The 20,378-nt window shown below is 74.3% G+C and carries 19 protein-coding genes; 13 read left to right on the top strand and 6 right to left on the bottom strand.

Annotation, left to right across the window (positions count from 1 at the left end; translation table 11 throughout):
• Positions 1 to 63 precede the first annotated feature (63 nt).
• The 3 genes from rpe (at position 64) to ACWD4P_RS22100 (ending at position 2,310) form a co-directional block, all read left to right on the top strand.
• Positions 64 to 747, top strand: a complete 684-nt coding sequence (rpe, locus tag ACWD4P_RS22110) for a ribulose-phosphate 3-epimerase (RefSeq protein ID WP_449780720.1) — start codon at positions 64 to 66, stop codon at positions 745 to 747.
• Positions 748 to 933: 186 nt separating this feature from the next.
• Entirely contained in the window at positions 934 to 1,893 is a 960-nt protein-coding gene (locus ACWD4P_RS22105) for a pirin family protein (RefSeq protein ID WP_449780719.1), read from the top strand.
• Between the two features lie 189 nt (positions 1,894 to 2,082).
• Positions 2,083 to 2,310 carry a hypothetical protein gene (locus ACWD4P_RS22100; RefSeq protein ID WP_449780718.1) on the top strand — a complete coding sequence of 76 codons (228 nt, stop codon included), beginning with the start codon at positions 2,083 to 2,085 and terminating at the stop codon, positions 2,308 to 2,310.
• Between the two features lie 91 nt (positions 2,311 to 2,401).
• Here ACWD4P_RS22100 and ACWD4P_RS22095 read toward each other — a convergent pair whose 3' ends face one another.
• Positions 2,402 to 2,857: an SsgA family sporulation/cell division regulator gene (locus tag ACWD4P_RS22095; RefSeq protein ID WP_359818341.1), complete on the bottom strand. Its 456-nt coding sequence runs from the start codon at positions 2,855 to 2,857 to the stop codon at positions 2,402 to 2,404.
• 511 nt (positions 2,858 to 3,368) lie between these two features.
• On the opposite strand from ACWD4P_RS22095, the gene ACWD4P_RS22090 reads away from it, so the two are divergent.
• The 4 genes from ACWD4P_RS22090 (at position 3,369) to ACWD4P_RS22075 (ending at position 7,715) form a co-directional block, all read left to right on the top strand.
• On the top strand, positions 3,369 to 4,619 hold the full coding sequence (locus ACWD4P_RS22090) for a PucR family transcriptional regulator (protein ID WP_359818338.1): 1,251 nt from the start codon (positions 3,369 to 3,371) through the stop codon (positions 4,617 to 4,619).
• Between the two features lie 295 nt (positions 4,620 to 4,914).
• Positions 4,915 to 5,745 carry an alpha/beta fold hydrolase gene (locus tag ACWD4P_RS22085; protein ID WP_359818335.1) on the top strand — a complete coding sequence of 277 codons (831 nt, stop codon included), beginning with the start codon at positions 4,915 to 4,917 and terminating at the stop codon, positions 5,743 to 5,745.
• A gap of 187 nt (positions 5,746 to 5,932) precedes the next feature.
• Positions 5,933 to 6,781, top strand: coding sequence for a helix-turn-helix domain-containing protein (locus tag ACWD4P_RS22080; protein ID WP_359818333.1), 849 nt, complete (start codon positions 5,933 to 5,935; stop codon positions 6,779 to 6,781).
• A gap of 163 nt (positions 6,782 to 6,944) precedes the next feature.
• Positions 6,945 to 7,715, top strand: a complete 771-nt coding sequence (locus ACWD4P_RS22075; RefSeq protein ID WP_449780717.1) for an alpha/beta fold hydrolase — start codon at positions 6,945 to 6,947, stop codon at positions 7,713 to 7,715.
• A 162-nt stretch (positions 7,716 to 7,877) separates the two neighbouring features.
• On the opposite strand, the gene ACWD4P_RS22070 is transcribed toward ACWD4P_RS22075, so the two are convergent.
• Both ACWD4P_RS22070 and ACWD4P_RS22065 read right to left on the bottom strand, forming a co-directional pair.
• A complete protein-coding gene (locus ACWD4P_RS22070; RefSeq protein ID WP_449780716.1) occupies positions 7,878 to 8,801 on the bottom strand; it encodes a VOC family protein in 924 nt (307 codons plus the stop codon).
• A 239-nt stretch (positions 8,802 to 9,040) separates the two neighbouring features.
• Complete coding sequence (locus ACWD4P_RS22065; RefSeq protein WP_359829174.1) at positions 9,041 to 9,877, bottom strand: alpha/beta fold hydrolase; 837 nt, start codon at positions 9,875 to 9,877, stop codon at positions 9,041 to 9,043.
• A gap of 368 nt (positions 9,878 to 10,245) precedes the next feature.
• Between ACWD4P_RS22065 and ACWD4P_RS22060 the strand changes: the two genes are divergently transcribed.
• The 3 genes from ACWD4P_RS22060 (at position 10,246) to ACWD4P_RS22050 (ending at position 12,169) form a co-directional block, all read left to right on the top strand.
• Positions 10,246 to 10,971: an alpha/beta fold hydrolase gene (locus tag ACWD4P_RS22060; protein WP_449780715.1), complete on the top strand. Its 726-nt coding sequence runs from the start codon at positions 10,246 to 10,248 to the stop codon at positions 10,969 to 10,971.
• A gap of 32 nt (positions 10,972 to 11,003) precedes the next feature.
• Entirely contained in the window at positions 11,004 to 11,561 is a 558-nt protein-coding gene (locus ACWD4P_RS22055) for a Dps family protein (protein ID WP_359829172.1), read from the top strand.
• A 209-nt stretch (positions 11,562 to 11,770) separates the two neighbouring features.
• Positions 11,771 to 12,169 carry an SsgA family sporulation/cell division regulator gene (locus ACWD4P_RS22050; protein WP_449780714.1) on the top strand — a complete coding sequence of 133 codons (399 nt, stop codon included), beginning with the start codon at positions 11,771 to 11,773 and terminating at the stop codon, positions 12,167 to 12,169.
• Positions 12,170 to 12,349: 180 nt separating this feature from the next.
• Here ACWD4P_RS22050 and ACWD4P_RS22045 read toward each other — a convergent pair whose 3' ends face one another.
• The 3 genes from ACWD4P_RS22045 to ACWD4P_RS22035 all read right to left on the bottom strand — a co-directional run bounded on the left by ACWD4P_RS22045 (position 12,350) and on the right by ACWD4P_RS22035 (position 14,432).
• Positions 12,350 to 12,991 carry a GPR1/FUN34/YaaH family transporter gene (locus ACWD4P_RS22045; protein WP_449780713.1) on the bottom strand — a complete coding sequence of 214 codons (642 nt, stop codon included), beginning with the start codon at positions 12,989 to 12,991 and terminating at the stop codon, positions 12,350 to 12,352.
• Positions 12,992 to 13,266: 275 nt separating this feature from the next.
• Positions 13,267 to 13,749: a DoxX family protein gene (locus tag ACWD4P_RS22040; protein ID WP_449780712.1), complete on the bottom strand. Its 483-nt coding sequence runs from the start codon at positions 13,747 to 13,749 to the stop codon at positions 13,267 to 13,269.
• A 20-nt stretch (positions 13,750 to 13,769) separates the two neighbouring features.
• Complete coding sequence (locus ACWD4P_RS22035) at positions 13,770 to 14,432, bottom strand: hydrolase (protein WP_359829168.1); 663 nt, start codon at positions 14,430 to 14,432, stop codon at positions 13,770 to 13,772.
• A 314-nt stretch (positions 14,433 to 14,746) separates the two neighbouring features.
• Here ACWD4P_RS22035 and ACWD4P_RS22030 point away from each other — a divergent pair, with 314 nt between their 5' ends.
• The 3 genes from ACWD4P_RS22030 to ACWD4P_RS22020 all read left to right on the top strand — a co-directional run bounded on the left by ACWD4P_RS22030 (position 14,747) and on the right by ACWD4P_RS22020 (position 20,332).
• Positions 14,747 to 16,627: an amidohydrolase gene (locus ACWD4P_RS22030; protein ID WP_449780734.1), complete on the top strand. Its 1,881-nt coding sequence runs from the start codon at positions 14,747 to 14,749 to the stop codon at positions 16,625 to 16,627.
• 84 nt (positions 16,628 to 16,711) lie between these two features.
• A complete protein-coding gene (locus ACWD4P_RS22025) occupies positions 16,712 to 17,398 on the top strand; it encodes a YoaK family protein (RefSeq protein ID WP_449780711.1) in 687 nt (228 codons plus the stop codon).
• A 207-nt stretch (positions 17,399 to 17,605) separates the two neighbouring features.
• Entirely contained in the window at positions 17,606 to 20,332 is a 2,727-nt protein-coding gene (locus ACWD4P_RS22020) for an AAA family ATPase (protein WP_449780710.1), read from the top strand.
• Positions 20,333 to 20,378 lie beyond the last annotated feature (46 nt).

Raw genomic sequence — 20,378 nt, 5'->3', positions numbered from 1 at the left:
GGATGAGGTGCCCGCTCAGGGGGTGCCCAGCCCTCGCAAGCCCTCGTACGAAGGTAGTCGGTCATGGCCCAGATCAACCCCAGCATCCTGTCCGCGGACTTCGCCCGGCTCGCCGACGAGGCCGAGGCCGTCCGGGGTTCCGACTGGCTGCACGTGGACGTCATGGACAACCACTTCGTGCCCAATCTGACCCTCGGCGTGCCGGTGGTCGAGTCGCTCTCCCGCGCCACCGACATCCCGCTCGACCTCCACCTGATGATCGAGGACCCGGACCGCTGGGCCCCGCAGTACGTGGAGGCCGGCGCCGGCTCGGTCACCTTCCACGTCGAGGCCGCCGCCGCGCCCGTCCGGCTCGCCCGCGAGATCCGCGCCAAGGGCGCCCGCGCCTCGATGGCGCTCAAGCCGGGCACCCCGATCGAGCCGTACGAGGACCTGCTGCCCGAGCTCGACATGGTGCTGATCATGACCGTCGAGCCCGGCTTCGGCGGCCAGGCCTTCCTGGACATCATGCTGCCGAAGATCCGCCGCACCCGGGAGCTGATCGCCAAGCACGACCTGCAGCTGTGGCTCCAGGTGGACGGCGGCGTCGCGGCGAGCACGATCGAGCGCTGCGCGGAGGCCGGTGCGGACGTGTTCGTGGCCGGCTCGGCGGTGTACGGGGCCGAGGACCCGGCCGAGGCGGTCCGCAAGCTGCGCGAGCAGGCCGACAAGGCGACCGCCGACGCCTGGTGGGCCTGCGGGCACTGACGCCTGCCAGCGGGCCGGGGTGCCGGTGCCCGGGGTCGGCCCCGGCCCCGGCCCCGGGCCCCCGGGTGCCGGCACCGCCGGATGGCCGGGCACGGGTGGAGGAACACCGCACCGCGGTGGATGATCGGTGGCGGCGCCCTCCGAGGCCCCCGCCCGGCCCCTCTCCGTACGGTGGTGGAACCCGCGATGAGCAACCTCGACCTCAGACCCACCCCGACCAGCTGCGGCCGCGAGGCCAGCACCGGCCCGGTGAGGGACCTGCTGACGCCGCGTCAGTTCCCCCTCGGCGGAAGCACGGTGGTCCGCCGCCTGCTGCCCAACCTCGGCCGCCGGATGGTCGGCGCCTGGTGCTTCGTGGACCACTACGGGCCCGACGACATCGCCGACGAGCCCGGCATGCAGGTCCCGCCGCACCCGCACATGGGACTCCAGACGGTCAGCTGGCTCCACCAGGGCGAGGTGCTGCACCGCGACAGCCTGGGCAGCCTGCAGACCGTCCGGCCGTACGAACTGGGCCTGATGACCTCCGGCCGGGCGATCTCGCACTCCGAGGAGTCCCCCCGCCCGCACGCCCGCCACCTGCACGGCGCCCAGCTCTGGGTCGCTCTCCCGGAAGCCGGCCGGCACATCGCTCCCGCCTTCGAGCACCACCCCGACCTGCCCGTGGTCACTGCCCCCGGCCTGCGCGCCACCGTCATCCTCGGCGCCCTCGACACCGCCGCCTCGCCCGCCACCACCCACACCCCGCTGGTCGGCGCCGACCTCGCCCTCGCCGAGGGCGCGGACCTCCGCCTCCCGCTCGTCCCCGACTTCGAGTACGCCGTCCTCGCCATGTCCGGCCGCGTCGACGTCGACGGCGTCCCGGTCGAGCCCGGCGCCATGCTCTACCTCGGCTGCGGCCGCCCCGACCTCCCCCTCCGCGCCCGCGGCGAGGCCGCCGTCCTCCTCCTCGGCGGCGAACCCTTCGACGAGAAGATCGTCATGTGGTGGAACTTCATCGGCCGATCCGGTGACGAGATCGTGCGGGCGCGAACGGACTGGGAGGCGGGTTCCCGCTTCGGCGAGGTCCACGGCTACGCCGGCGCCCGCCTGCCCGCCCCGGAGCTGCCGTCGATCCCGTTGAAGTCGCGCGGACGGGTGCGCTGACCCGGGGAAACGTTTGGTTGGACAGGCTGCTTTCCGGCCTGCGGCCGCTGTGCCGGGACGGCCGATCCGCCGGCTGCCCGGGGCCCGTCGCCGTGGTGCACGGTGGGATTCCGGTCCCGGGGCGGGATCGGCTCGGCCCGGCTGCGCAGCAGCTGGCTCACCGGCTCCAGCAGCAAGGAGAGCGGCCTGGTGTTCGGCCGTTCCGGTGTCGAGATCTGGATCGACCACACCGCCATGACCGGGTTCGCCGCCAGGGAAGGCGAGTTGCTGGCTTCCTTCGGCAACGATGGCCGGACCGGGCGGAAGGTCGCCCACTATCGCCCGCTGTACGCCAGCCTGCTCTCCGACCGGCCCGATCCGGTACTCGGCCTCGATGCCACGGCGACGATCACCGCGATCCATCACGCGGTGTTGTGAGACCGGTGCCGCCGATGTGCTGACCGTGGATGCTCTTCGGGCCGGGTGCTGGGAGGTGCCGGGTGTGGGGGCTTCCCGGTGTCGTCGGGGGTCAGGCGGCGAGGTCGTCGAGTTCGGTGGGCCAGTCGATCAGGGTGGACTCGGAGCCCTGGGGGACGAGGGTGAAGGCCTCCCGGCGGAGCCAGCGGCGGACCTGTCGGGAGGGGAGGTCGACGAGGACGACGTTGTCGCGGTTGCGGAGCATGATGCGCAGTGAGGCGCGGCCGTGGCAGGTGCAGGGCGGCCAGATGCGGACGTCGCCGAGGCCGGCGGGCTTCTGGAGGCCCTCCCACAGGAGGTCGCGGGAGAAGCGCCAGGTGCCGCCCTCCGCCGCGGGGCCGAGGAATTCGAGGGCGACGGCGAACGGGTCGTCGCTGCGGTAGCCGAGGCGCACCGGGATGTCGACGGACTCGTGCTCGCCGAGGACGAGGCGGGCGTCGAGGGCGAGGTCGGTGCCGGCGGCCTCCGGGTGGGGCTGGGGGTCGGTGGCGGGGTGGTGTGCGGGCATGGGGTCTTCTCCTGGGCGGTGGGGGCGGTGAGGGGGCGCGCCGGGCGGTCGGGGCGCCGTGCCGGTGGTGGCGCGGCGGCGCCCTCGCCTCGGGCCCTGGGAGCTGCCGAGGAGCAGGGGGAGGCGGATCGCTGCCCAGGCTAGGAAGGCGGTGGAGGCGCGGATGTTCCGGCCGTGCACCGCGAGATGACGTTCCGTGCACCGTTCGGCGGGCGCGGAGGGCAGGGTGCGGGCCCCGCGTGGTCGCTTCCGCGTCGTCCGGTGGCCGGGGGCCGGTTCGGCCGGCGGTCGGGCGGCCGGTTCTCGCGGTGCCCGCTGTGGGGTCAACTCCCTTGTGGTGGAATGAGTTTGGGGGTCGGGGCAGGGCGCGGTGGGAGGTCCTTTCCGGTAGTGGGTGAGGTCGGGGGCGGGCTTCGGTCGGCTGGTGCGGGGGCCCCGGATCCTCTGATTGTTGAACGTTTGTCTACCTGCTTTCGCTCCTTGTATGAATGGCGGCGGGAGGCTTTTGATCATGCAGAGGTGGATCCAGCGCGCGCGTTCGGGAGGCGATGCGCTGCAGACGTTGGTGGACGGCCTGGCCGAGGAGCTGGGGCGCTCGGTCGTTCTCGACGACCCCCTGGTGCGGATGATCTGCACCAGCCGGCACTTCGGTGACGAGGACCGGGTGCGCGTGCGCACGCTGTTGCAGGGCATCGCGGACGACGAGGCCATCCGCTACGTGCTGTCCCGGGGCGTCGCCCAGTGGGCCCGCCCGGCGGTCCTGCCGGGGCGAGACGACCTGGGCCTGCGGCCGCGGTACTGCGTGCCGATCCGCGAGCGGGGCCACATGCTGGGCATCCTCATGGTGGTGGCGGTGGGGGAGCCCCTCACGGAGGCCGAGACCGAGGCCATCGACCGGACCGCCCGGGCCCTCGCGATCGAGATGTACGCCGAGCAGCTGGCCTCGGACGACGACGAGAAGCGCACCCGTCGGCTGGTGGCCCAGCTGGTCGGCTCGGACTCGGCGCAGCGCTGCTCGGCGCACCAGCGCCTGCTGGACGACGGCCTGCTGCCGGCCGGCCCGCACGTCGTGGTGACCAGTGTGGCCGTCGCCGGTCAGCGGGGCCCCTCCGGCCAGGTCGCGGTGGCGCTGCGCGGTGCGCTGGAGCCGTTCCGGCAGACCCGTACCGGCCGCGGACTGCCGGCCGTCGAGCAGGACCGGGCCGTCCTGGTGCAGGTCTTCGACCGGGAGCCGTCGGCGGAGGAACTGGAGCAGCAGTGCCGCGCCGTGGTCCGCTCGCTGCGGACCTTCCTGGGCGCCGAGGCGGACGCCGTGGTGGGCGTCGGCGGCCGCCGGGCGGCGCTCGCCGACGCGTGGATCTCCCACGACCAGGCCCGGGTGGCGGTGCGCGCGGCCCGTCGGCTGCCCCGGCTGGAGGGCATCGGCGACTGGGAGCGGCTCGGGGAGTACACCGTGTTCCTCCAGCTGCCGGACGACGCGCTCAACGACTCCCTGCTCCCGAAGCCGCTGCGGCGTCTGCTGGAGGGCGGCGGCAACGCCCGGCTGGAGGAGACGCTGCGCTGCTTCCTGGAGAACGCCGGGTCGGCGCCCAGGACCGCGGAGGTCCTGGAGGTCCACCGCACCTCGCTGTACTACCGGCTGCGCCAGATCCAGGAGATCACGGGCCTCGACCTGGACGACGGCGCGCACCGACTGGTGCTGCACATGGGGCTGCGGCTGTGGGACCTGCTGCAGGCGCCCCGGGGAGCAGCCGCCCGGTAGAGCGTGCCCCGCGTGGCAGTCGAGGGACTGCCGAGGGCCTGCCGAGGGCAATCGACGGCCCGTCGGGGCCCGTCGGGGCCCGGCCGGCGGGCGCCCGGCGGACGGCCGGCCGGGGCCGGGCGGTTGCTACAGAGTGATGAAGCTTTGTCGGGCAATCCCTACGTTGGTCGGTGGCCAACGGCTCGGGCGCACGGCGAGAATCCTCACTACGAGCTGCCGCTCATACCCCCGGCCACCTGCGGGTTCCGGACCGCCCGGACCCACGAGCCGAAACGAACGGACAAGAACGAGCACCATGCACGAACTGATCACGAACGACGGCGTGCGCCTGGCCTACCGCGACAGCGGCGGCGAGGGCGTCCCGCTGGTGATGCTCCACGACTGGGGGCAGACGCAGGAGATGTTCCACCACCAGGTCGAGGGGCTGGCGCCGGGCCGGCGCGTCGTGACGGTGGACTTCCGCGGCCACGGCCGGTCCGGCAAGCCGCGCCACGGCTACCGCGTCGCGCGGCTGGCCCGCGACGTCCTCGGCCTGGTCGACCACCTGGGCCTGGACCGCTTCGACGCGCTGGGCTGGTCGATGGGCGCCTCGGTGTGGTGGAGCTTCGTCGACCAGTACGGCACCGGCCGGATCCGCCGGCTCGTCCTGGTCGACCAGCCGGCCGCGGTGGCGGCGGTGCCCTGGATGACCGACGCGGAGCAGCGCGAGTCCGGCGCGATCTTCGACGTGGCGGGCCTCCTGGAGCTGGGCGCCGCGCTGGCCGGACCGGACGGAGCCGCGGTCCGCGAGGAGTTCGTCCGCTCGATGTTCAGCGGCCCCACCGACCCGGAGGTGCTCGCCTTCGTGACCGAGCAGATCCGGGCCACCCCGGCGTACGCGGGCGTCCCGCTGCTCTTCGACCACTGTGCCCAGGACTGGCGCGACGTGCTCGACTGCGTCGACGTGCCCACCCTGGTGCTCGGCTGCGAGGGAAGCCATGTGGACCCGGCCTCCCAGCGCTTCGTCGCCGAGCGGATCCCCGGCGCCCTGGTCCACGTGTTCCCGGCGAGCGTGGCGAGTTCGCACTTCCCGTTCCTGGAGAACCCCGGCGCGTTCAACGCCGTCGTGGAGAAGTTCCTCTCCTGACCCCTCCGCCGCCGTGCCCGCTCGACGCGACGCGACGCGGCGCGGCGAGCCCCGAGCCCCGAGCCCCGAGCCCCAAGCCCCAAGCACCAAGCCCCAAGCCCCAAGCACCAAGCACCAAGCCCCAAGCACCCGCACAGAACCCTCGAACCGGTCGGAGCCTCCCGTGATCCCGTCGGGTCCCTCACCCATGCCCGCATCCGAGTACCACCAGTTCGGTCGGACCGCCCGCGAAAGCGCCGGCGGCTGCATCGACGTCCTCTCCCCGCCACCCGGAAGCGACCCCGAGGACTGCCTCTACGTCGCCCTGCACGTCCACGGCGCGGCCTCGGTCCGGCGCCACGGTGCCAGCACCGCGCTCGTCCCCGGGGACCTGCTGATCGGCACCACCCGCCACCCGGCGGGCCTGTTGCAGGACTCCGAGTGCCGGATGGTCCACTTCCGCGTCCCCTGCTTCTACCTGGGCGTGCGCCAGCGCGACGTCCAGCGCACCGGCGGGCTGCTGGCGCGGGGGAGCGAGGGCGTCGGCTCGCTCGCCTCGCAGTTCCTGCGGACCCTCGCCACCCAGTCCGCGGCGCACCGGGCCCGGCCGGGCAACCACCTCGCGCGCAGCGTCTCCGACATCGTCGCGATCCTGGTGACCGAGCTGCTGGAGCGGGAGGGGCCGGAGCATCCGACCGGCTCGGCGGAGCTGCTGGCGCGGATCCGCGCCCACATCGAGGAGAACCTCGCCGATCCGGACCTCGGGCCCGAGTCGATCGCCCGGTCCCAGCACATTTCGGTGCGCTACCTGCACAAGCTCTTCCAGCAGGACGGCACGACGGTGGGCCAGTGGGTGCGGCGGCGCCGACTGGACGCCTGCCGACGGGAGTTGGAGCGCCCGGCCCGTCGCCAGACCAGCGTCTCGGCGGTCGCGCACCGGTGGGGCTTCGTCAGCCACTCCCACTTCAGCCGGGCGTTCCGCGACGCGTACGGGGTGTCGCCCCGCGAGTGGCAGGCGTACGCGGCGCAGGCGGAGGGCCACCCTTCGGCCTCCTGACCGCGCCACCACGACCCGTTCGCGCGCCTTCGGTCCCCGCGAAGCCCCCCTCCTCCGTCGTCCCGCCGCCTGGCGACAACGCCGGCCCGTCGACCGCGCGTCCGGCGCCGTTCGCCGTTCGCCGTCCGGCGCCGTTCGCCGTCCGTCCCGTGAAAGGCCACCCATGCACTCCCCCCGGCCCACCGTCGTGCTCGTCCACGACGGCTGCTCCGACGCGACCACCTGGTTCGGCGTCACCGCCGAGCTCCACCGCCGCGGCCTGACCGTCCTCGCCGTCGCGAACCCGCTGCGGGGGCTGGCCCACGACGCCGCCTACCTGGCCGACGTCCTCGGGGGCATCGGCGGCCCGGTCGTCCTGGTCGGCCACTCCTACGGGGGCGCCGTGATCACGGAGGCCGGGGTGGGCCCGGACGTCCTCGCGCTGGTCTACGTGGCCGCCTACCTGCCCGAGGTCGGGGAGAGCCACGACGTGCTCGCGGGCCGCTTCGCCCCCTCGCCGCTCATCCCGCGGCTGCGGCGCACGGAGTTCACCACCGGCGGCACCGACCGGGCGACGGAGCTCACCGTGCCCGCGGAGTGCTTCCGGCCGCTCGTCGCGGCGGACCTGGACGAGGAGGTGGCGCAGGTCCTGGCCTCGCTCCAACGGCCCGCCGCGGAGCGGGTGTTGACCGACGCGCCGACGGTGGCGGCCTGGCGCACCAGGCCCTCCTGGGCCCTGGTGGCCGGTGCCGACCAGGCGCTCTCCCCGGCGGGCCAGCGCTTCACGGCGGAGCGGGCCGGCGCCACCGTCCTCGACCTGCCCGATGCCTCCCACGCCGTGGCCGTCTCCCGGCCGACGGTGGTCGCGGAACTCGTCCACGAGGCCGTCAGGGCGGTCTCGGCGCGGCCGCGGAGGCCGTCGGCCGGGAGAGCCGCCGCGGCCGGCCGGGGGTGAGCGGGGTGAGCGGGGTGAGCGGGGTGAGGCGGGGGTGAGCGGGGCAGGCGTTGCCCGGCGCGGAGCCGGGCCGGTGCGGCGGGGCGCCGAACACGCCGAAGGGCGGCCGGGCGACGCGGTGCCCGGCCGCCCGGCCGTTGGTCGGAGGCCGTGCCGCACCGGTCAGCGGTCGGTGTGGATCTCCGCGACGTAGCCGCCCGGGAACCGGACCATGGCGCTGTCCCGGGTGCCGGTGCGCACCGGTCCGGACAGCACCGTGGCGCCGGCCGCCGTGGCGCGTTCCAGGGTGGCGTTGAGGTCGGAGACGCCGTAGCCGGTGAGTTCCTTGCCGTACGGGTAGGGCAGGTGGCCGTCCGTCACCGCGATGGTGGTGGTGCCGAAGCCGGAGGTGAGGCGGAGGAGCCGGTAGGTGGTCCCGGGCAGTCCGAGGGCGGCGCCGTCGGCCTTCCGGTCGTCGGAGACGATCCGGCCCTGGGTGAAGGCGAGGTAGCTGTGCAGGAAGTCGCCGACCGCGTCCGGCGACAGGTAGAGCCGGTTCTCGGGCACGCTGACCAGGTCCGGGTACGAGGTCGGGCCGGTGTGCACGTAGAGCTGGGCGCTGATCCCGCCGGGGAACTGGACGACGGCGTCCCGGCCGATCGGGTCGGCGAACGGCGCCACGGTGACGGTCGCGCCGTCGGCGCGGGCCGCCTTGACGGCCTGGTCGAGGTCGGTCACCAGCCAGCCGGTGCGCTCGGTGCCGAAGGGGTACGGGATGGGCGTGGTGTAGTCGAACACCGACAGGGTGCCGACCGGCGACACCACCAGTTCGGAGAGCGTCCGGCTGGGCGCCGGGGTCACCTGGGTGGCGACCGGACCGATCGTGGTGCCGCCGAACGTCGACGTCCAACTGGTCGCGAAGGCCTGTTCGGTGCCGGGCTCGACGTAGACGTGGGTGGTGTCGTACTGCGGGCCGACGGCGAACTGCCGGTGGGTGCCCGGCTGCTTCGCCGGGGCGCTCTGGGCCGCCGAGGCGACCGGGACGGCGGTCAGGGCGGCGAGCGCTGCCACCACCGGGACGATGCGACGGGCCGAACGAAGCTTCACGGGAACCTCCTGGTCGTGGTGAGCGCCCGGCGCCCGCTGGAGAGGGCGCCGGGCGCGGAGCTGCGGCCGGTACCGCCGTCGCGGTCCGGGGCGGGACGGCGACGGCGGTACCGGTGAGGGGCCGGCCGCCGTGGTCGGGGTGGCGGCCGGCCGGGTGGTGCGGCCGGTCGTCGCGCGGCCAACTCGCCGAGGTGCGCGGCGCGTTGGCCGGAGCGCTGCCCGGCGCTCGAATCGGTGCGTTACTTGGCGAGGAAGGCGAGCAGCGCCTCGTTGACCTCCTCGGCGTGGGTCCAGAGCAGGCCGTGCGGGGCGCCCTCGATCTCGACGTAGTCGGCGGCCGGCAGGGCCTTGTGGAACGGGCGCGCGGTGCTGTCGATCGGCAGGGTGCGGTCGCCGGTGCCGTGCAGGATCAGGGCCGGCACGTCGATGCGGGCGATGTCGGCGCGGAAGTCCGTGTACCAGGTGGTCGGCGCGGCCGAGGCGGCGAAGGCGCCGCCGCTCGCCGCGACGTTCCAGCTGTTGCGGACGGCCTCCTCGGAGATCCGGGTGCCGAGGTTCTCGTCCAGGTTGTAGAAGTCGTTGAAGAAGCCGGTGTAGAAGGCGAACCGGTCGGCCTTCACCGCGGCGACGATGCCGTCGAAGAACTCCTTCGGGGCGGCGCCCTCGGGGTTGTCCTCGGTCTTCAGCAGGAACGGCTCCAGGGAGGCCAGGAAGGCGACCTTGGCGATGCGCTCCGAGCCGTACGTGCCCACGTAGCGGGCGACCTCGCCGGTGCCCATCGAGAAGCCGACCAGGACGGCGTCGCGGACGTCGAGGGTCTCCAGCACGGTGTTCAGGTCCGCGGTGAAGGTGTCGTAGTCGTAGCCCGTGGTGGGGTGGGAGGACCGGCCGAAGCCGCGGCGGTCGTAGGTGACGACGCGGTAGCCGGCGTCCAGCAGTGCGGCGCTCTGGCGCTCCCAGGAGTCGCCGTTCAGCGGGAAGCCGTGGATCAGCACGACGGTCTGGCCGGTGCCGTGGTCCTCGTAGTAGAGGTCGATGGAGGTGGTGTTCTCCTGGCCAACGGTGATGTACGGCATGGGGTTTCCCCTTCTTGCGGGTTCGTGCGGCAGTGGTTCGTACGGCAGCGGTGCGGCCGCGACGGGCTACACGCTAGGCGAGGCCCGCGGCGGCGGATTGCCTGGGAGAGCACCCCGTGTCGTCCGAGAGCGCTACGGCCGGGGCGGTGCCCTCGGGGGGCACCGCCGTCGGGGAGTCCGTCGGGGAGTCGTCCGGGGAGTCGTCCGGCGGGCGCGGCTTCCGGAGCCGGTGCGCGGAACGACCGTAGGCAGTGCAGCGTCGGAACAGGCCCTGGGCGTCGTCCTCCTAGCCTGGAGGCCACAGAAGTCAGCGATCCCGAGGCCTCCGAAAAGGCTTGCGCGAGGCCTCAGTTAAGGACTCTCACGTCATGACGACGAACGACACGCCCACCGTCGTGCTGGTGCACGGCGCCTTCGCCGACGCCTCCAGCTTCGCCCGGGTCGTCCCGGAGCTGTTGGGCGACGGTCTGCAGGTCGTGGTGCCGGCCGTGCCCAACCGCAGCCTGATCGGGGACTCCGCGTACATCGCGTCGGTGGTCCGGCGGATCCCCGGGCCGGTCGTGCTGGTCGGTCACTCGTACGGCGGTGCCGTGATCACCGTCGCGGGCGCCGAGGACAACGTCAAGGGGCTGGTGTACCTGGCGGGTTACGCGCTGGAGGAGGGGGAGAGCCTGGGCGAGCTGCAGGGCGGCTTCCCCGACTCCGAGCTCGCCACCGCCCTGGTGTACAGCCCGTTCCCGCTGGACGGCGGACAGGGCGAGGGCACCGACGTCTCGGTGGAGGTCGACCGCCTGCCGGCGATCTTCGCGGCCGACGTCGATCCGGCGCTCGCCCGGGTCCTCGCCGTCTCCCAGCGGCCGCTCGCCGCGGCCGCGTTCGGCGAGGCCGCGCCCACCGCGGCGTGGCGGACCAAGCCGTCCTGGGGGATCGTCGCCAGTGCCGACCGGACCCTCAACCCCGACGTCCAGCGGTTCGGCTACCGGCGCGCCGGGGCCACCACCGTCGAGGTGGACTCCTCGCACCTGGTGATGCTCTCCCACCCCGAGTGCGTCGCCGACGTGATCCGCGACGCCGTCCGGTCCGTCGCCAAGTGACCACCCCCGCAAGCACCCAGCCCAGGAGCACCATGACCAGCCAGCAGCCGCACCTCCACCAGCACGGCCCGGAACTCCAGGAGTTCGGGACCGTCACCCAGCTGCCGATCGCGCTCTCCCACGACGCCCGGCAGTACTCGTGCCAGCGGCTCAACCGGGTCCTCGCGGACACCCAGTTCCTGTACGCGCTGTACAAGAAGTACCACTGGGGCATGCGCGGGCCGACCGCCTACCAGCTGCACCTGCTCTTCGACAAGCACGCCCAGGAGCAGCTGGAGCTGATCGACGTGCTCGCCGAGCGCGTGCAGAGCCTCGGCGGCGTCGCCGTGGGCGACCCCCGCCACGCCGCCCAGATCACGGGCGTGCCGCGCCCGCCGGACGGCATCGAGGGCGTGCAGTCGATGCTCTCGCGCCTGCTCGACGCCCACGAGACGGTCCTGGCCGACGTCCGCGACGCCGCCACCCGCACCGCGGAGCTCGGCGACGACGGCACCCAGGACCTCCTGGTCTCCCAGATCATCCGCACCGGCGAGACCCAGGTCTGGTTCCTCGCCGAGCACCTGGTCGTCGCCCCCGGTACCGGGGAGTGACCGCGGGCCGGGCCTGTTCGTCGGCAGGCCCGGCTCCGTTCAGTGCCGGGCCCGTTCGTCGGCGGGCCCGGCACTTTCTCGTTCCCGCCCACCGTTCCCGCCCACCGTTCCCGCTCACCGTCCCCGGAGGTACCGTGCCCGGACGCCGGCCCTTCCCGTTTCCGCGTCCCGACCGGGGCCCCGGAGCGGGCGCGGAATCCGCCACGCCCGTGCTGAACGCACGACTCGACCTCGGGGGAGGGAAGTTCATCGACCTTCCGGTGCGCTTCGTGTACCGCGTCGACGAGCCGTTCGCCGTGGTCATGGAGTTCCCCGGTTCCGATCCGGCGGTCGGCATCTGGGAGTTCTCCCGCGACCTGCTCTGGAAGGGCCTGCACCGGCCCGCCGGGACGGGCGACGTGCGGATCTCGCCGCCGTGCCGCTGCCACGGCCGCCGGCAGTTGCGGATCACGCTGCGGGGGGACGACGGTACCGCCTCGATCGACGTTCCGGTCGGGCCGGTGCACAGCTGGCTCCACGAGCAGAGCCTGGTCCGCGTCCCGCGCGGCAGCGAGTCCCAACCGGTGGACTGGGACGCGGAGTTGACGAGGCTGGTCGAGGGCAGGTGAGACGGCGGCCGCCGGAACCCACGCCTCGCACCACGGACATGACGCGATTCGGCTGTGCCCGTACCGAGGGATCTCGGTACGGGCACAGCCGAATCGCGTCACACGGGTCCGGGGCAGCGGACCACAGTCCGGACCGGAACCCACGCGCAGTGCCGGGCGGGAGGCCCGACAGGATGCCGGCTACAGGGTCCGGCGGACGCCGGCCTGACGCTCCAGCCGTTCCAACTGGTCGGCGAGCCCCGCGTGCATCGCGTCGTGCACGGGGCCGCTGCGCCCGATCCACAGCACCTCCCGGCCCCGGAGCTCCTCCAGCATCAGCGCGTAGGCCGCGTACATCGCGACCGCCGCGAGGAGCATGCCGAGCGCCCCGGCGAGATGCCCCAGCCAGGCCACGCCCGAGACGCCGTAGAGGCCGGCGACGAAGTAGCGCGGCACGGCGATCAGCAGGAGCACCCACAGCACCTTCTTCGGCCTCGCCACCGAGGCCATCAGGGCGGCGAAGACCGTGAAGACCAGGTTCATCACGCCCAGCACCCGCGCGCCGCCGGGGGCGTCCGCCGCGGTGACGAGGCCGTTGGCCAGCCAGGCGCCGGCGAACCCGCCCATCAGCGTCGCCGCGATGACGTCGCGGGCGCCGAACGCCAGCACGCTGACCAGCAGTTGGAGGGCGAAGGCGGAGAAGAGGGTGAGCGCCACGGCCTGCCGGTACGCCCCGTCGACCAGGCCGAGCTGGAGGCTGCTGGCCACGGTGGAGGAGATGGCCACCGTGAAGAAGCCCAGGGGCATCGGCGAGGCGATGGGCCGCAGGGTGAGCCGCGTCATGGCGTGCAGGTCCGGTTCGCGGCGCGGGTCGGCCGACCGGTCCGCGGCCGTGGGCGCTCCGCGGTCCGGGCCGATCGGTGCTCCGTTTCCGGCAGCCGTCGGGCCGGGCCGTGGCGTGCGGGCCTCTTCCGTCGTCGTCGTCATCGTCATCTCGCTCCCTGTTCTCGGTACTTCGTGGTTCTCGGTACTGGTTGCTCCGGGTCGGACATGCCGACGGGCCCGGGCCTCGGGCGGGGAATCCGCCCAGGGCCCGAGCCCGTCCGGTGCCGGCCGCCTCAGCCGCGGTGCAGGGCGAGCCGGGTGGCCAGGCCGCCGCCCACACCGGCGACCACGGCCGCCGGCAGGCACCACAGCGGCCACGCGGCGAGGCCGAGGGCCCCGTCGACCGACCACTGTCCGGGGCCGGTGGCGGTCAGCGCCGCGCCGATGACGATCAGAACGAACGGGAACTCGTACCCGTCGTGCTGAACCCACAGCCCGTGCGGCCACTTGACCGTCATGGCGACGGTCATGACCCCCATGACACCCGCGCCGGCCAGCGGGGTGAGCAGGCCGGCGGCGAGCATCAGCCCGGCCCCGATCTGGGTGCCGCCGGCGGCCATCGCGGTGAGCTTGCCACCGCGGAAGCCGTCGCCCCGGAACTCGGCGCTGCCGCCGTCCAGTCCGCCGCCACCGAGGTGGAAGCTGACCTTCTGGACGCCGTGGCCCGCGATCAGCAGGCCGGCGACCAGACGCAGCAGGAGTAGACCCGTGTTCATGTCGGACTCCGTCGGGCCGGTCAGCCGGCGGCGTGCGGGTCGATCATGGACTGGGCGTAGACCAGGCCCATGCCGTAGGCGCCGCCGTGCTCCTTGACGAGCTCGGTGACCGGGACGTAGGTCTCGGTGCGGGCCCAGTCGCGCTGGAGCTCCAGGAGGACCTGGATCCAGGTGACGGGCACGGCGCCGGCGGCGGTCATCCGCTGCAGGGCGTGCTCGTGGGCCAGCGGGCTGACGCCGCCGGAGGCGTCGGCCACGACGTAGACCTCGTAGCCCTGGTCCAGCGCGGACAGGGCCGGCAGGACGAGGCAGACCTCGGTCCACAGGCCGGAGAGGATGATCTTCTTGCGGCCGGTGGCCTTGACGGCCTCGACGAGGGCCGAGTCCTCCCAGGCGTTCATCGAGGTGCGGTCGATGACCTCCTGGTCGGGGAAGACGGCCTTCAGCTGGGGCAGGATCGGGCCGGAGAAGGACTCGGCGGCGACGGTGGACAGCACGGTCGGCACGTCGAAGATCCTGGCGGCCTTGGCCAGGCCGACGGTGGCGTTGATGATGGCGGTGCGGTCGCCGCTGCCGGTGCCGAAGAACATCTGCGGCTGGTGGTCGACGAACAGCATCATCGCGTTGTCGGGGGTGAGCAGGTCCGGGCTCGGTGCGGCGTGGACGTTGGCGAAGTCGACCATGGGTCTTCACTTCCTCTTGAATGCGGGTATGGACACAGGAAATTGACACTGCGTCAGGCATCCGGCCGGATCGGCTGGGCCTTACGTTCGACGACACTAGTCCGCCCCGGGCGGAGGGTTCTGCCCGCTGTGCGCCCGGCACTGTTCCGACAACGCACCACGGGACGGGCCCGGACCGCCGGCCGCCGAAGTGCGCTGCGGGGCAACCGGCCATGCGCTGCGGAGAGCCTCGCCGGCGGCCCGCCGCCTACGTTCGACGGGTGGCCTCGCGCCGACCCACGCACCACCCAACGAAGGGACTCCCCTTGTCCACCATGCCCGTTGCCGGGGTCCGTCCCGGCACCCCCGAACAGCCCGCCGACCTGGTCGTGCGCAACGCCAAGGTCCACACCAACGACCCGCGCCGCCCGCAGGCCACGGCGGTGGCCGTGCGCGACGGCCGGATCCAGGCGGTCGGCGACGACGCGGACGTCATCCCGCTGGTCGGCCCCGGCACCCGGGTCGTCGACGCGCTCGGCCGCCGGGCCGTACCGGGCCTGAACGACGCCCACCTGCACGTCATCCGCGGCGGCCTCAACTACGTGATGGAGCTGCGCTGGGACGGCGTCCGGACGCTGCGCGAGGCGCTGGCGATGCTGCGGGTGCAGGCCGAGCGCACCCCGCCGGGGCAGTGGGTGCGGGTGGTCGGCGGCTGGTCGGCCGACCAGTTCGCCGAGCGGCGCCTGCCCACCCTGGCCGAGCTGAACGCCGCGGCCCCCGACACCCCGGTCTTCGTGCTGCACCTCTACCAGTCGGCCCTGCTCAACAAGGCCGCACTGCGGGCCGCCGGCTTCACCCGGGACACCCCCGACCCGGCCGGCGGCCAGATCGTGCGCGGCCACGACGGCGAGCCCACCGGCCTGCTGATCGCCGCCCCCGGCGCCCTGCTGCTCTACTCCACCCTGGCCAAGGCGCCGATGCTGGACGAGGCCGACCGGATCGGCTCCACCCGGCACTTCCTGCGCGAGCTCAACCGCTTCGGCCTCACCTCCGCGATCGACGCGGCCGGCGGCTTCCAGAGCTTCCCCGAGAACTACGGCACCGTCATGGAGCTCGCCCGCCGCGGCGAGCTGAGCCTGCGCATCGCCTACCACCTCTTCCCGCAGACCGCCGGGCAGGAGCTCGACGACCTCACCCGCTGGGTCGACACCGTGCGCCCCGGTGAGGGCGACGAGTGGCTGCGCCTCAACGGCGCGGGGGAGAACCTCACCTGGGCCGCCGCCGACTTCGAGAACTTCACCGAGCCGCGTCCGCAACTGGGCGCCTACGAGAGCGAGTTCGAGAAGGCCGTCCGGCTGCTGATGGAGAACGGCTGGGGCTTCCGACTGCACGCCACCTACGACGAGACCATCCGCCGGGACCTCGCCGTGTTCGAGAAGCTGGCCGCCGAGGGCCTCTTCCCCCAGGGCAACCGCTGGCTCTTCGACCACGCCGAGACGGTCAGCAAGGACAGCCTCGACCGGATAGCCGCCCTCGGCGGTGCCGTCTCCGTGCAGAACCGCCTCTCCTTCCAGGGCGAGGCCTTCGTCAACCGCTACGGCGCCCCCGCCGCCGCCGAGGCACCGCCGCTGCGCGCGATGCTGGACCGCGGCCTGACCGTCGCGGCCGGCACCGACGCCACCCGGGTCTCCTCCTACAACCCGTGGGTCGCCCTGCACTGGCTGGTCTCCGGCCGGGCCGTCTCCGGGCGGCGCCTGGCCGCCGAGCACAACCGGCTCAGCCGCGAGCAGGCCCTGGAGCTCTACACCCTCGGCGGCGCCCGGCTCACCGGCGAGGAGGACGTCAAGGGCCGCCTGACCGTCGGCAGCTACGCCGACCTCGCGCTGCTCAGCGCCGACTACTTCGCGGTGGCCGAGGCGGACATCCCGCACATCGAGTCCGTCCTGACCGTCGTCGGCGGGCGCATCGTCCACGCCACCCAGGAGCACGAGGGCCTGGCGCCCGAACTGCCCGAGGTGTCGCCGTCCTGGAGCCCGGTCACCCGCTTCGGCGGCTACCGGGCCACCCCCGCGCCCGGCCCGGCCGCCGGCGTCCAGCAGGCCGAGGGCGTCCTGGAGGCCGTGGCGGCCTCCGGCGAGCAGCACACCTGGCGGGTGGCCCGCGGCCTCGCCCTGCCCGGACAGCCCCAGCTGCCGACGGACCCCTGCTTCCTCTGACCCGCCGGCCGGTTCCGTCACGGGGCACCGCCCGGCCCGGGCGGTGCCCCGCCCGCATCCCCCTTCCCCGCACGAGGAGCCGTCGTGACCACACCCCCGCCGCCGCAGCAGCCGGCACCGCAGATCCACGACCGCCACCCGCTGGCCCTGGCCCTGTTCGCCCTCACCCTGGTCAGCGGCCTGATCGACGCGATCAGCTACCTCGGCCTCGGCCACGTCTTCACCGCGAACATGACCGGCAACGTCGTCGTGATCGCCTTCGCCCTCGCGGGGGCACCCGGCTTCTCCGTGGCCGGCTCGCTGACCTCCCTCGCCGCCTTCCTGCTCGGCGCGGGCGTGGCCGGCCGTCTCGCCGCCCGGCGCGCCGGCAGCCACCGCGCCGCCCGGCTGCGCACGGCCTTCGTCCTGGAGGTCGGGCTGTACGGGGTGGCCGCGGCCATCGCCTTCCTCCGGAGCGTCGGCGGGCCCGCGCAGTACCCGGTGATCGCCCTGCTCGCCCTGGCGATGGGCATCCGCAACGGCACGGTGCGCGGCCTCGGCGTGCCGGACCTCACCACCACCGTGCTCACCCTCACCCTGACCGGCCTGGCCGCCGACTCCCGCCTGGCCGGCGGCACCGCGCCCCGCCAGCGGCGCAAGATCCTGTCCGTCGTCACCATGCTCGCCGGGGCCGCCCCCGGCGCCGTCCTCGTCCTGCACGGGCAGATCGCCTGGGCCCTGGTCGCCAGCGCCGCCCTGGCGGGGCTCACCGTCCTGCTCTACCGGGAGTGACCGCACGGCAGATCCCCTACGGTGGAGGCTCGGAGGCGCGCGTGGTCAGCAACTCGGCGCCGCGTGCTCGGGCGGGGATCCGCAGGACGCGCCCCGGAGGGGCCCGTGACCGCCCGCCGGGCCCGTGACCTCGGGAAGGACGGTTCCGGGGAGCGGTAACCTTGGGTACCCGGTGAGCGGATCGGCCGGGTCGAGGGAGAGGCACCAGTGGCGGAGGACAGCCGGTTTCCGGCCCTGGTCGGGCGGCAGCCGCAGACGGAACTGCTGACCGCGGCGCTGGTGCAGGCCGTGGACGGTGCGAGCGGCTCCACCGTCGTGCTGCGGGGTGAGGCCGGTGTCGGCAAGAGCACGCTGATGGGCTGGGTGGAGCGGGCGGCGCGCGAGCGCGGGTTCACCGTCCTGCGCGCGGTCGGCACGGAGGCGGAGACGGACCTCGCGTTCGGCGCCCTCCACCAGGCTTTCCGGTCGCTGCTCCAGCACTCCGACGCGCTGTCCGCGCACCAGCGGGAGGCCCTGGAGAGCGCGTTCGGCGTCCGCTTCGGGACCCCGAGCGGCTTCGCCGTGGGTGCCGCCGTGCTGGCCCTGCTGCAGCGGGCGGTGCGGACCGCGCCCGTGCTGCTGGTCCTGGACGACCTGCACTGGATCGACTCGTCGAGCGCGACCGTCTTCGCCTTCCTGCACCGGCGGTGCGCCGAACTGCCGGTGGTGATCGTCGGAGCCGCCCGCCCGGACGGAGCGGCCGCCCAGACGTGGTCGGCCGAGGCCGTCGACGTCCCGGCCCTGCCCCCGGCGGACGCGGTCCTGCTGCTGGGCGCCTGCCACCCCGAACTCGCGGCGCCCGCCAGGGAACGCGTGCTGGCCGAGGCGGCCGGGAACCCGCTGGCCCTGGTGGAACTGCCGCGCCAACTGGGGGCGGCCCAGCAGCGCGGCGCCGCTCCGCTGCCCGAGCGGCTGCCGCTGGGGCGGAAGCTGGAGCGGATGTTCGCCGAGCGGCTGGGCGCGGTGACGCCGGAGGTCGGCCGCCTGCTGCTGCTCGGCGCCCTGGCCACCGGCCCGGACTCCGGCAGCGCCGAGTGGCTCCGCGCCCTGGCGGACGAGAACGCCCGGCAGATCCTGGAGCGGATCGAGGCGGACGGACTGGCCCGGCTCGATCCGGACGGGCAGCTCGTCTTCCGGCACCCGCTGGTCCGTACCGCCGTCGTCGCCGCCGCCTCGGACACCGCGCGCCGGGAGGCGCACCGCGCGCTGTCCGGTGCCCTCGCGCCGGACGACCCCCGCCGGCTGGCGCACGAGGCGGCTGCCGCCCTGCTGCCCGACGAGGACCTCGCGCACCGCCTCCAGGAGGCAGGTCAGGACCTCGCCCGGCGGGGCGGCGAGGCGGAGGGCGCGCTCCTGCTCGAACGTGCCGCCGCCCTCAGCCCCGGTTCCGCCGACCGCGTCCGCAGGCTCACCCGGGCCGCGGTGATGTCGGCGCGCGGCGGGCAACTGCGGCACACCGCCGCCCTGGTGGGGGAGATCGGGAGCGGTGCCGTCCCGCCGGACATCGCCCCGCTGTTCTCGTACGCGGTGGTCTACGCGGACCAGAGCCATCACGTCGACTTCGAGTCCTCCGCCGCGCTGCTGCCCGCGGCCCTCGACGCGCTGACCGCCCCCGGCGCCGAGTCCTTCGGCGGGCTGGTCGAACAGGCCTGGTTCAAGCTCCTCCTGGCGGCCACCTACACGGACGACCCGTGGGCCTGGCGCGCCCTGGAACGGCACCGGGACGACGTCTCCGAGGTGGGCCGGCTGTGCCTGCGGGCCTGGACCGACCCCGGGCCGGACGCGGCGGCCGCCCTCCTCTCGATCGCCGGGCGGATGACCGAGGAGCAGGAGGCCGGCGCGGCCTGGCTGCTGCTGTGGACCGCCTCCGCGCTCGACTGCCCCGACGGCGAGCTGTGGCAGCGCTTCTCCGGGCTGCACGGCTACGCCAGCCAGGGCTCGGTGGCCAAGGCCAGGGCCCATCAGGACTACCTGCTCGGGCACTGGGACCGGGCGGCCGTCTGCCTGCGCGAGGCCGAGATGGCGGACGAGCTCGGCTACCACACCAACGGCCTGATGTTCCGCCAGTACTACGCGCACTTCCTGGCCGGCCGGGGCGACGAGGCAGGGCTGCGGGAGATCGAACGGGCCATCGGACCGGTCGCCACCCGCGCCCGGATGCGGTACGTCCTGGACCGTCTGGCCCATCTGCGCGGACTGGTCGCGCTCGCCCACCGGCGCTACGAGGAGGCGTACGGCCACTTCGGCGAGCTCACCCAACCGGGGCGGCTGCCCGGCGGCCGGCCCTGGCGCCACACGCTGGTCCTCGACCTGGTGACGGCCGCCGTGCACACCGGGCGGCTCGAGGAGGCCCGGGCCCACCTCGCGGCCGGAGCCGGTGCGCGCTCGGCGGAGGTCTCCGGGCGCCACGCCTTCCTGTACGCGGCCGCCACCGCCCTGGCCGCCGACGACATGGACGCCGACGCCGCCTATGCCGCGGCGTACGCCGTGCCGGGCGCCGAGCAGTGGGTGTTCGACCTCGCGCGCCTGCGGCTCGCGCACGGCGCGTGGCTGCGCCGCCACCACCGGCCCGGGGCCGGGGAGGCGCTGCGCGCCGCCCACCAGGTGTTCCGCCGCCTGCGGGCCACCCCCTGGGCGGCGCAGTGCGAGGAGGAGCTGCGGGCCGCGGGCGACTCCGAGGCCCTGCCGCAGCACGGGCCGGCCACGGGGGCGGCCGGGCTGACCGGCCAGGAGCTGCGGGTCGCCCGGCTGGCCGCGACCGGTCTGACCAACAAGGAGATCGGCCGCCAGCTCCGGCTGTCGCCCCGCACCGTCGGGGCCCATCTCTATAAGATCTTCCCCAAGCTGGGGATCACCACCCGGGCCGCGCTCGCCCACGCCCTCGACGGCGGCTGAGCCGCCCCGCCCCTCTGGCTGCGGGTCCCGTGCCGGTTTCCCGGAG

Source organism: Kitasatospora sp. NPDC002543 (assembly GCF_053594915.1).
This window is presented reverse-complemented; position numbering and strand designations above follow the sequence as displayed.

What these genes read in the sequence shown, in the direction of transcription:
- rpe (WP_449780720.1), top strand. Translation starts at nt 64, where the DNA reads ATGGCCCAGATCAACCCCAGCATCCTGTCCGCGGACTTCGCCCGGCTC.
- ACWD4P_RS22105 (WP_449780719.1), top strand. Translation starts at nt 934, where the DNA reads ATGAGCAACCTCGACCTCAGACCCACCCCGACCAGCTGCGGCCGCGAG.
- ACWD4P_RS22095 (WP_359818341.1), bottom strand. Translation starts at nt 2,857, where the DNA reads ATGCCCGCACACCACCCCGCCACCGACCCCCAGCCCCACCCGGAGGCC.
- ACWD4P_RS22090 (WP_359818338.1), top strand. Translation starts at nt 3,369, where the DNA reads ATGCAGAGGTGGATCCAGCGCGCGCGTTCGGGAGGCGATGCGCTGCAG.
- ACWD4P_RS22085 (WP_359818335.1), top strand. Translation starts at nt 4,915, where the DNA reads ATGCACGAACTGATCACGAACGACGGCGTGCGCCTGGCCTACCGCGAC.
- ACWD4P_RS22080 (WP_359818333.1), top strand. Translation starts at nt 5,933, where the DNA reads ATGCCCGCATCCGAGTACCACCAGTTCGGTCGGACCGCCCGCGAAAGC.
- ACWD4P_RS22075 (WP_449780717.1), top strand. Translation starts at nt 6,945, where the DNA reads ATGCACTCCCCCCGGCCCACCGTCGTGCTCGTCCACGACGGCTGCTCC.
- ACWD4P_RS22065 (WP_359829174.1), bottom strand. Translation starts at nt 9,877, where the DNA reads ATGCCGTACATCACCGTTGGCCAGGAGAACACCACCTCCATCGACCTC.
- ACWD4P_RS22060 (WP_449780715.1), top strand. Translation starts at nt 10,246, where the DNA reads ATGACGACGAACGACACGCCCACCGTCGTGCTGGTGCACGGCGCCTTC.
- ACWD4P_RS22055 (WP_359829172.1), top strand. Translation starts at nt 11,004, where the DNA reads ATGACCAGCCAGCAGCCGCACCTCCACCAGCACGGCCCGGAACTCCAG.
- ACWD4P_RS22045 (WP_449780713.1), bottom strand. Translation starts at nt 12,991, where the DNA reads ATGACGCGGCTCACCCTGCGGCCCATCGCCTCGCCGATGCCCCTGGGC.
- ACWD4P_RS22040 (WP_449780712.1), bottom strand. Translation starts at nt 13,749, where the DNA reads ATGAACACGGGTCTACTCCTGCTGCGTCTGGTCGCCGGCCTGCTGATC.
- ACWD4P_RS22035 (WP_359829168.1), bottom strand. Translation starts at nt 14,432, where the DNA reads ATGGTCGACTTCGCCAACGTCCACGCCGCACCGAGCCCGGACCTGCTC.
- ACWD4P_RS22030 (WP_449780734.1), top strand. Translation starts at nt 14,747, where the DNA reads ATGCCCGTTGCCGGGGTCCGTCCCGGCACCCCCGAACAGCCCGCCGAC.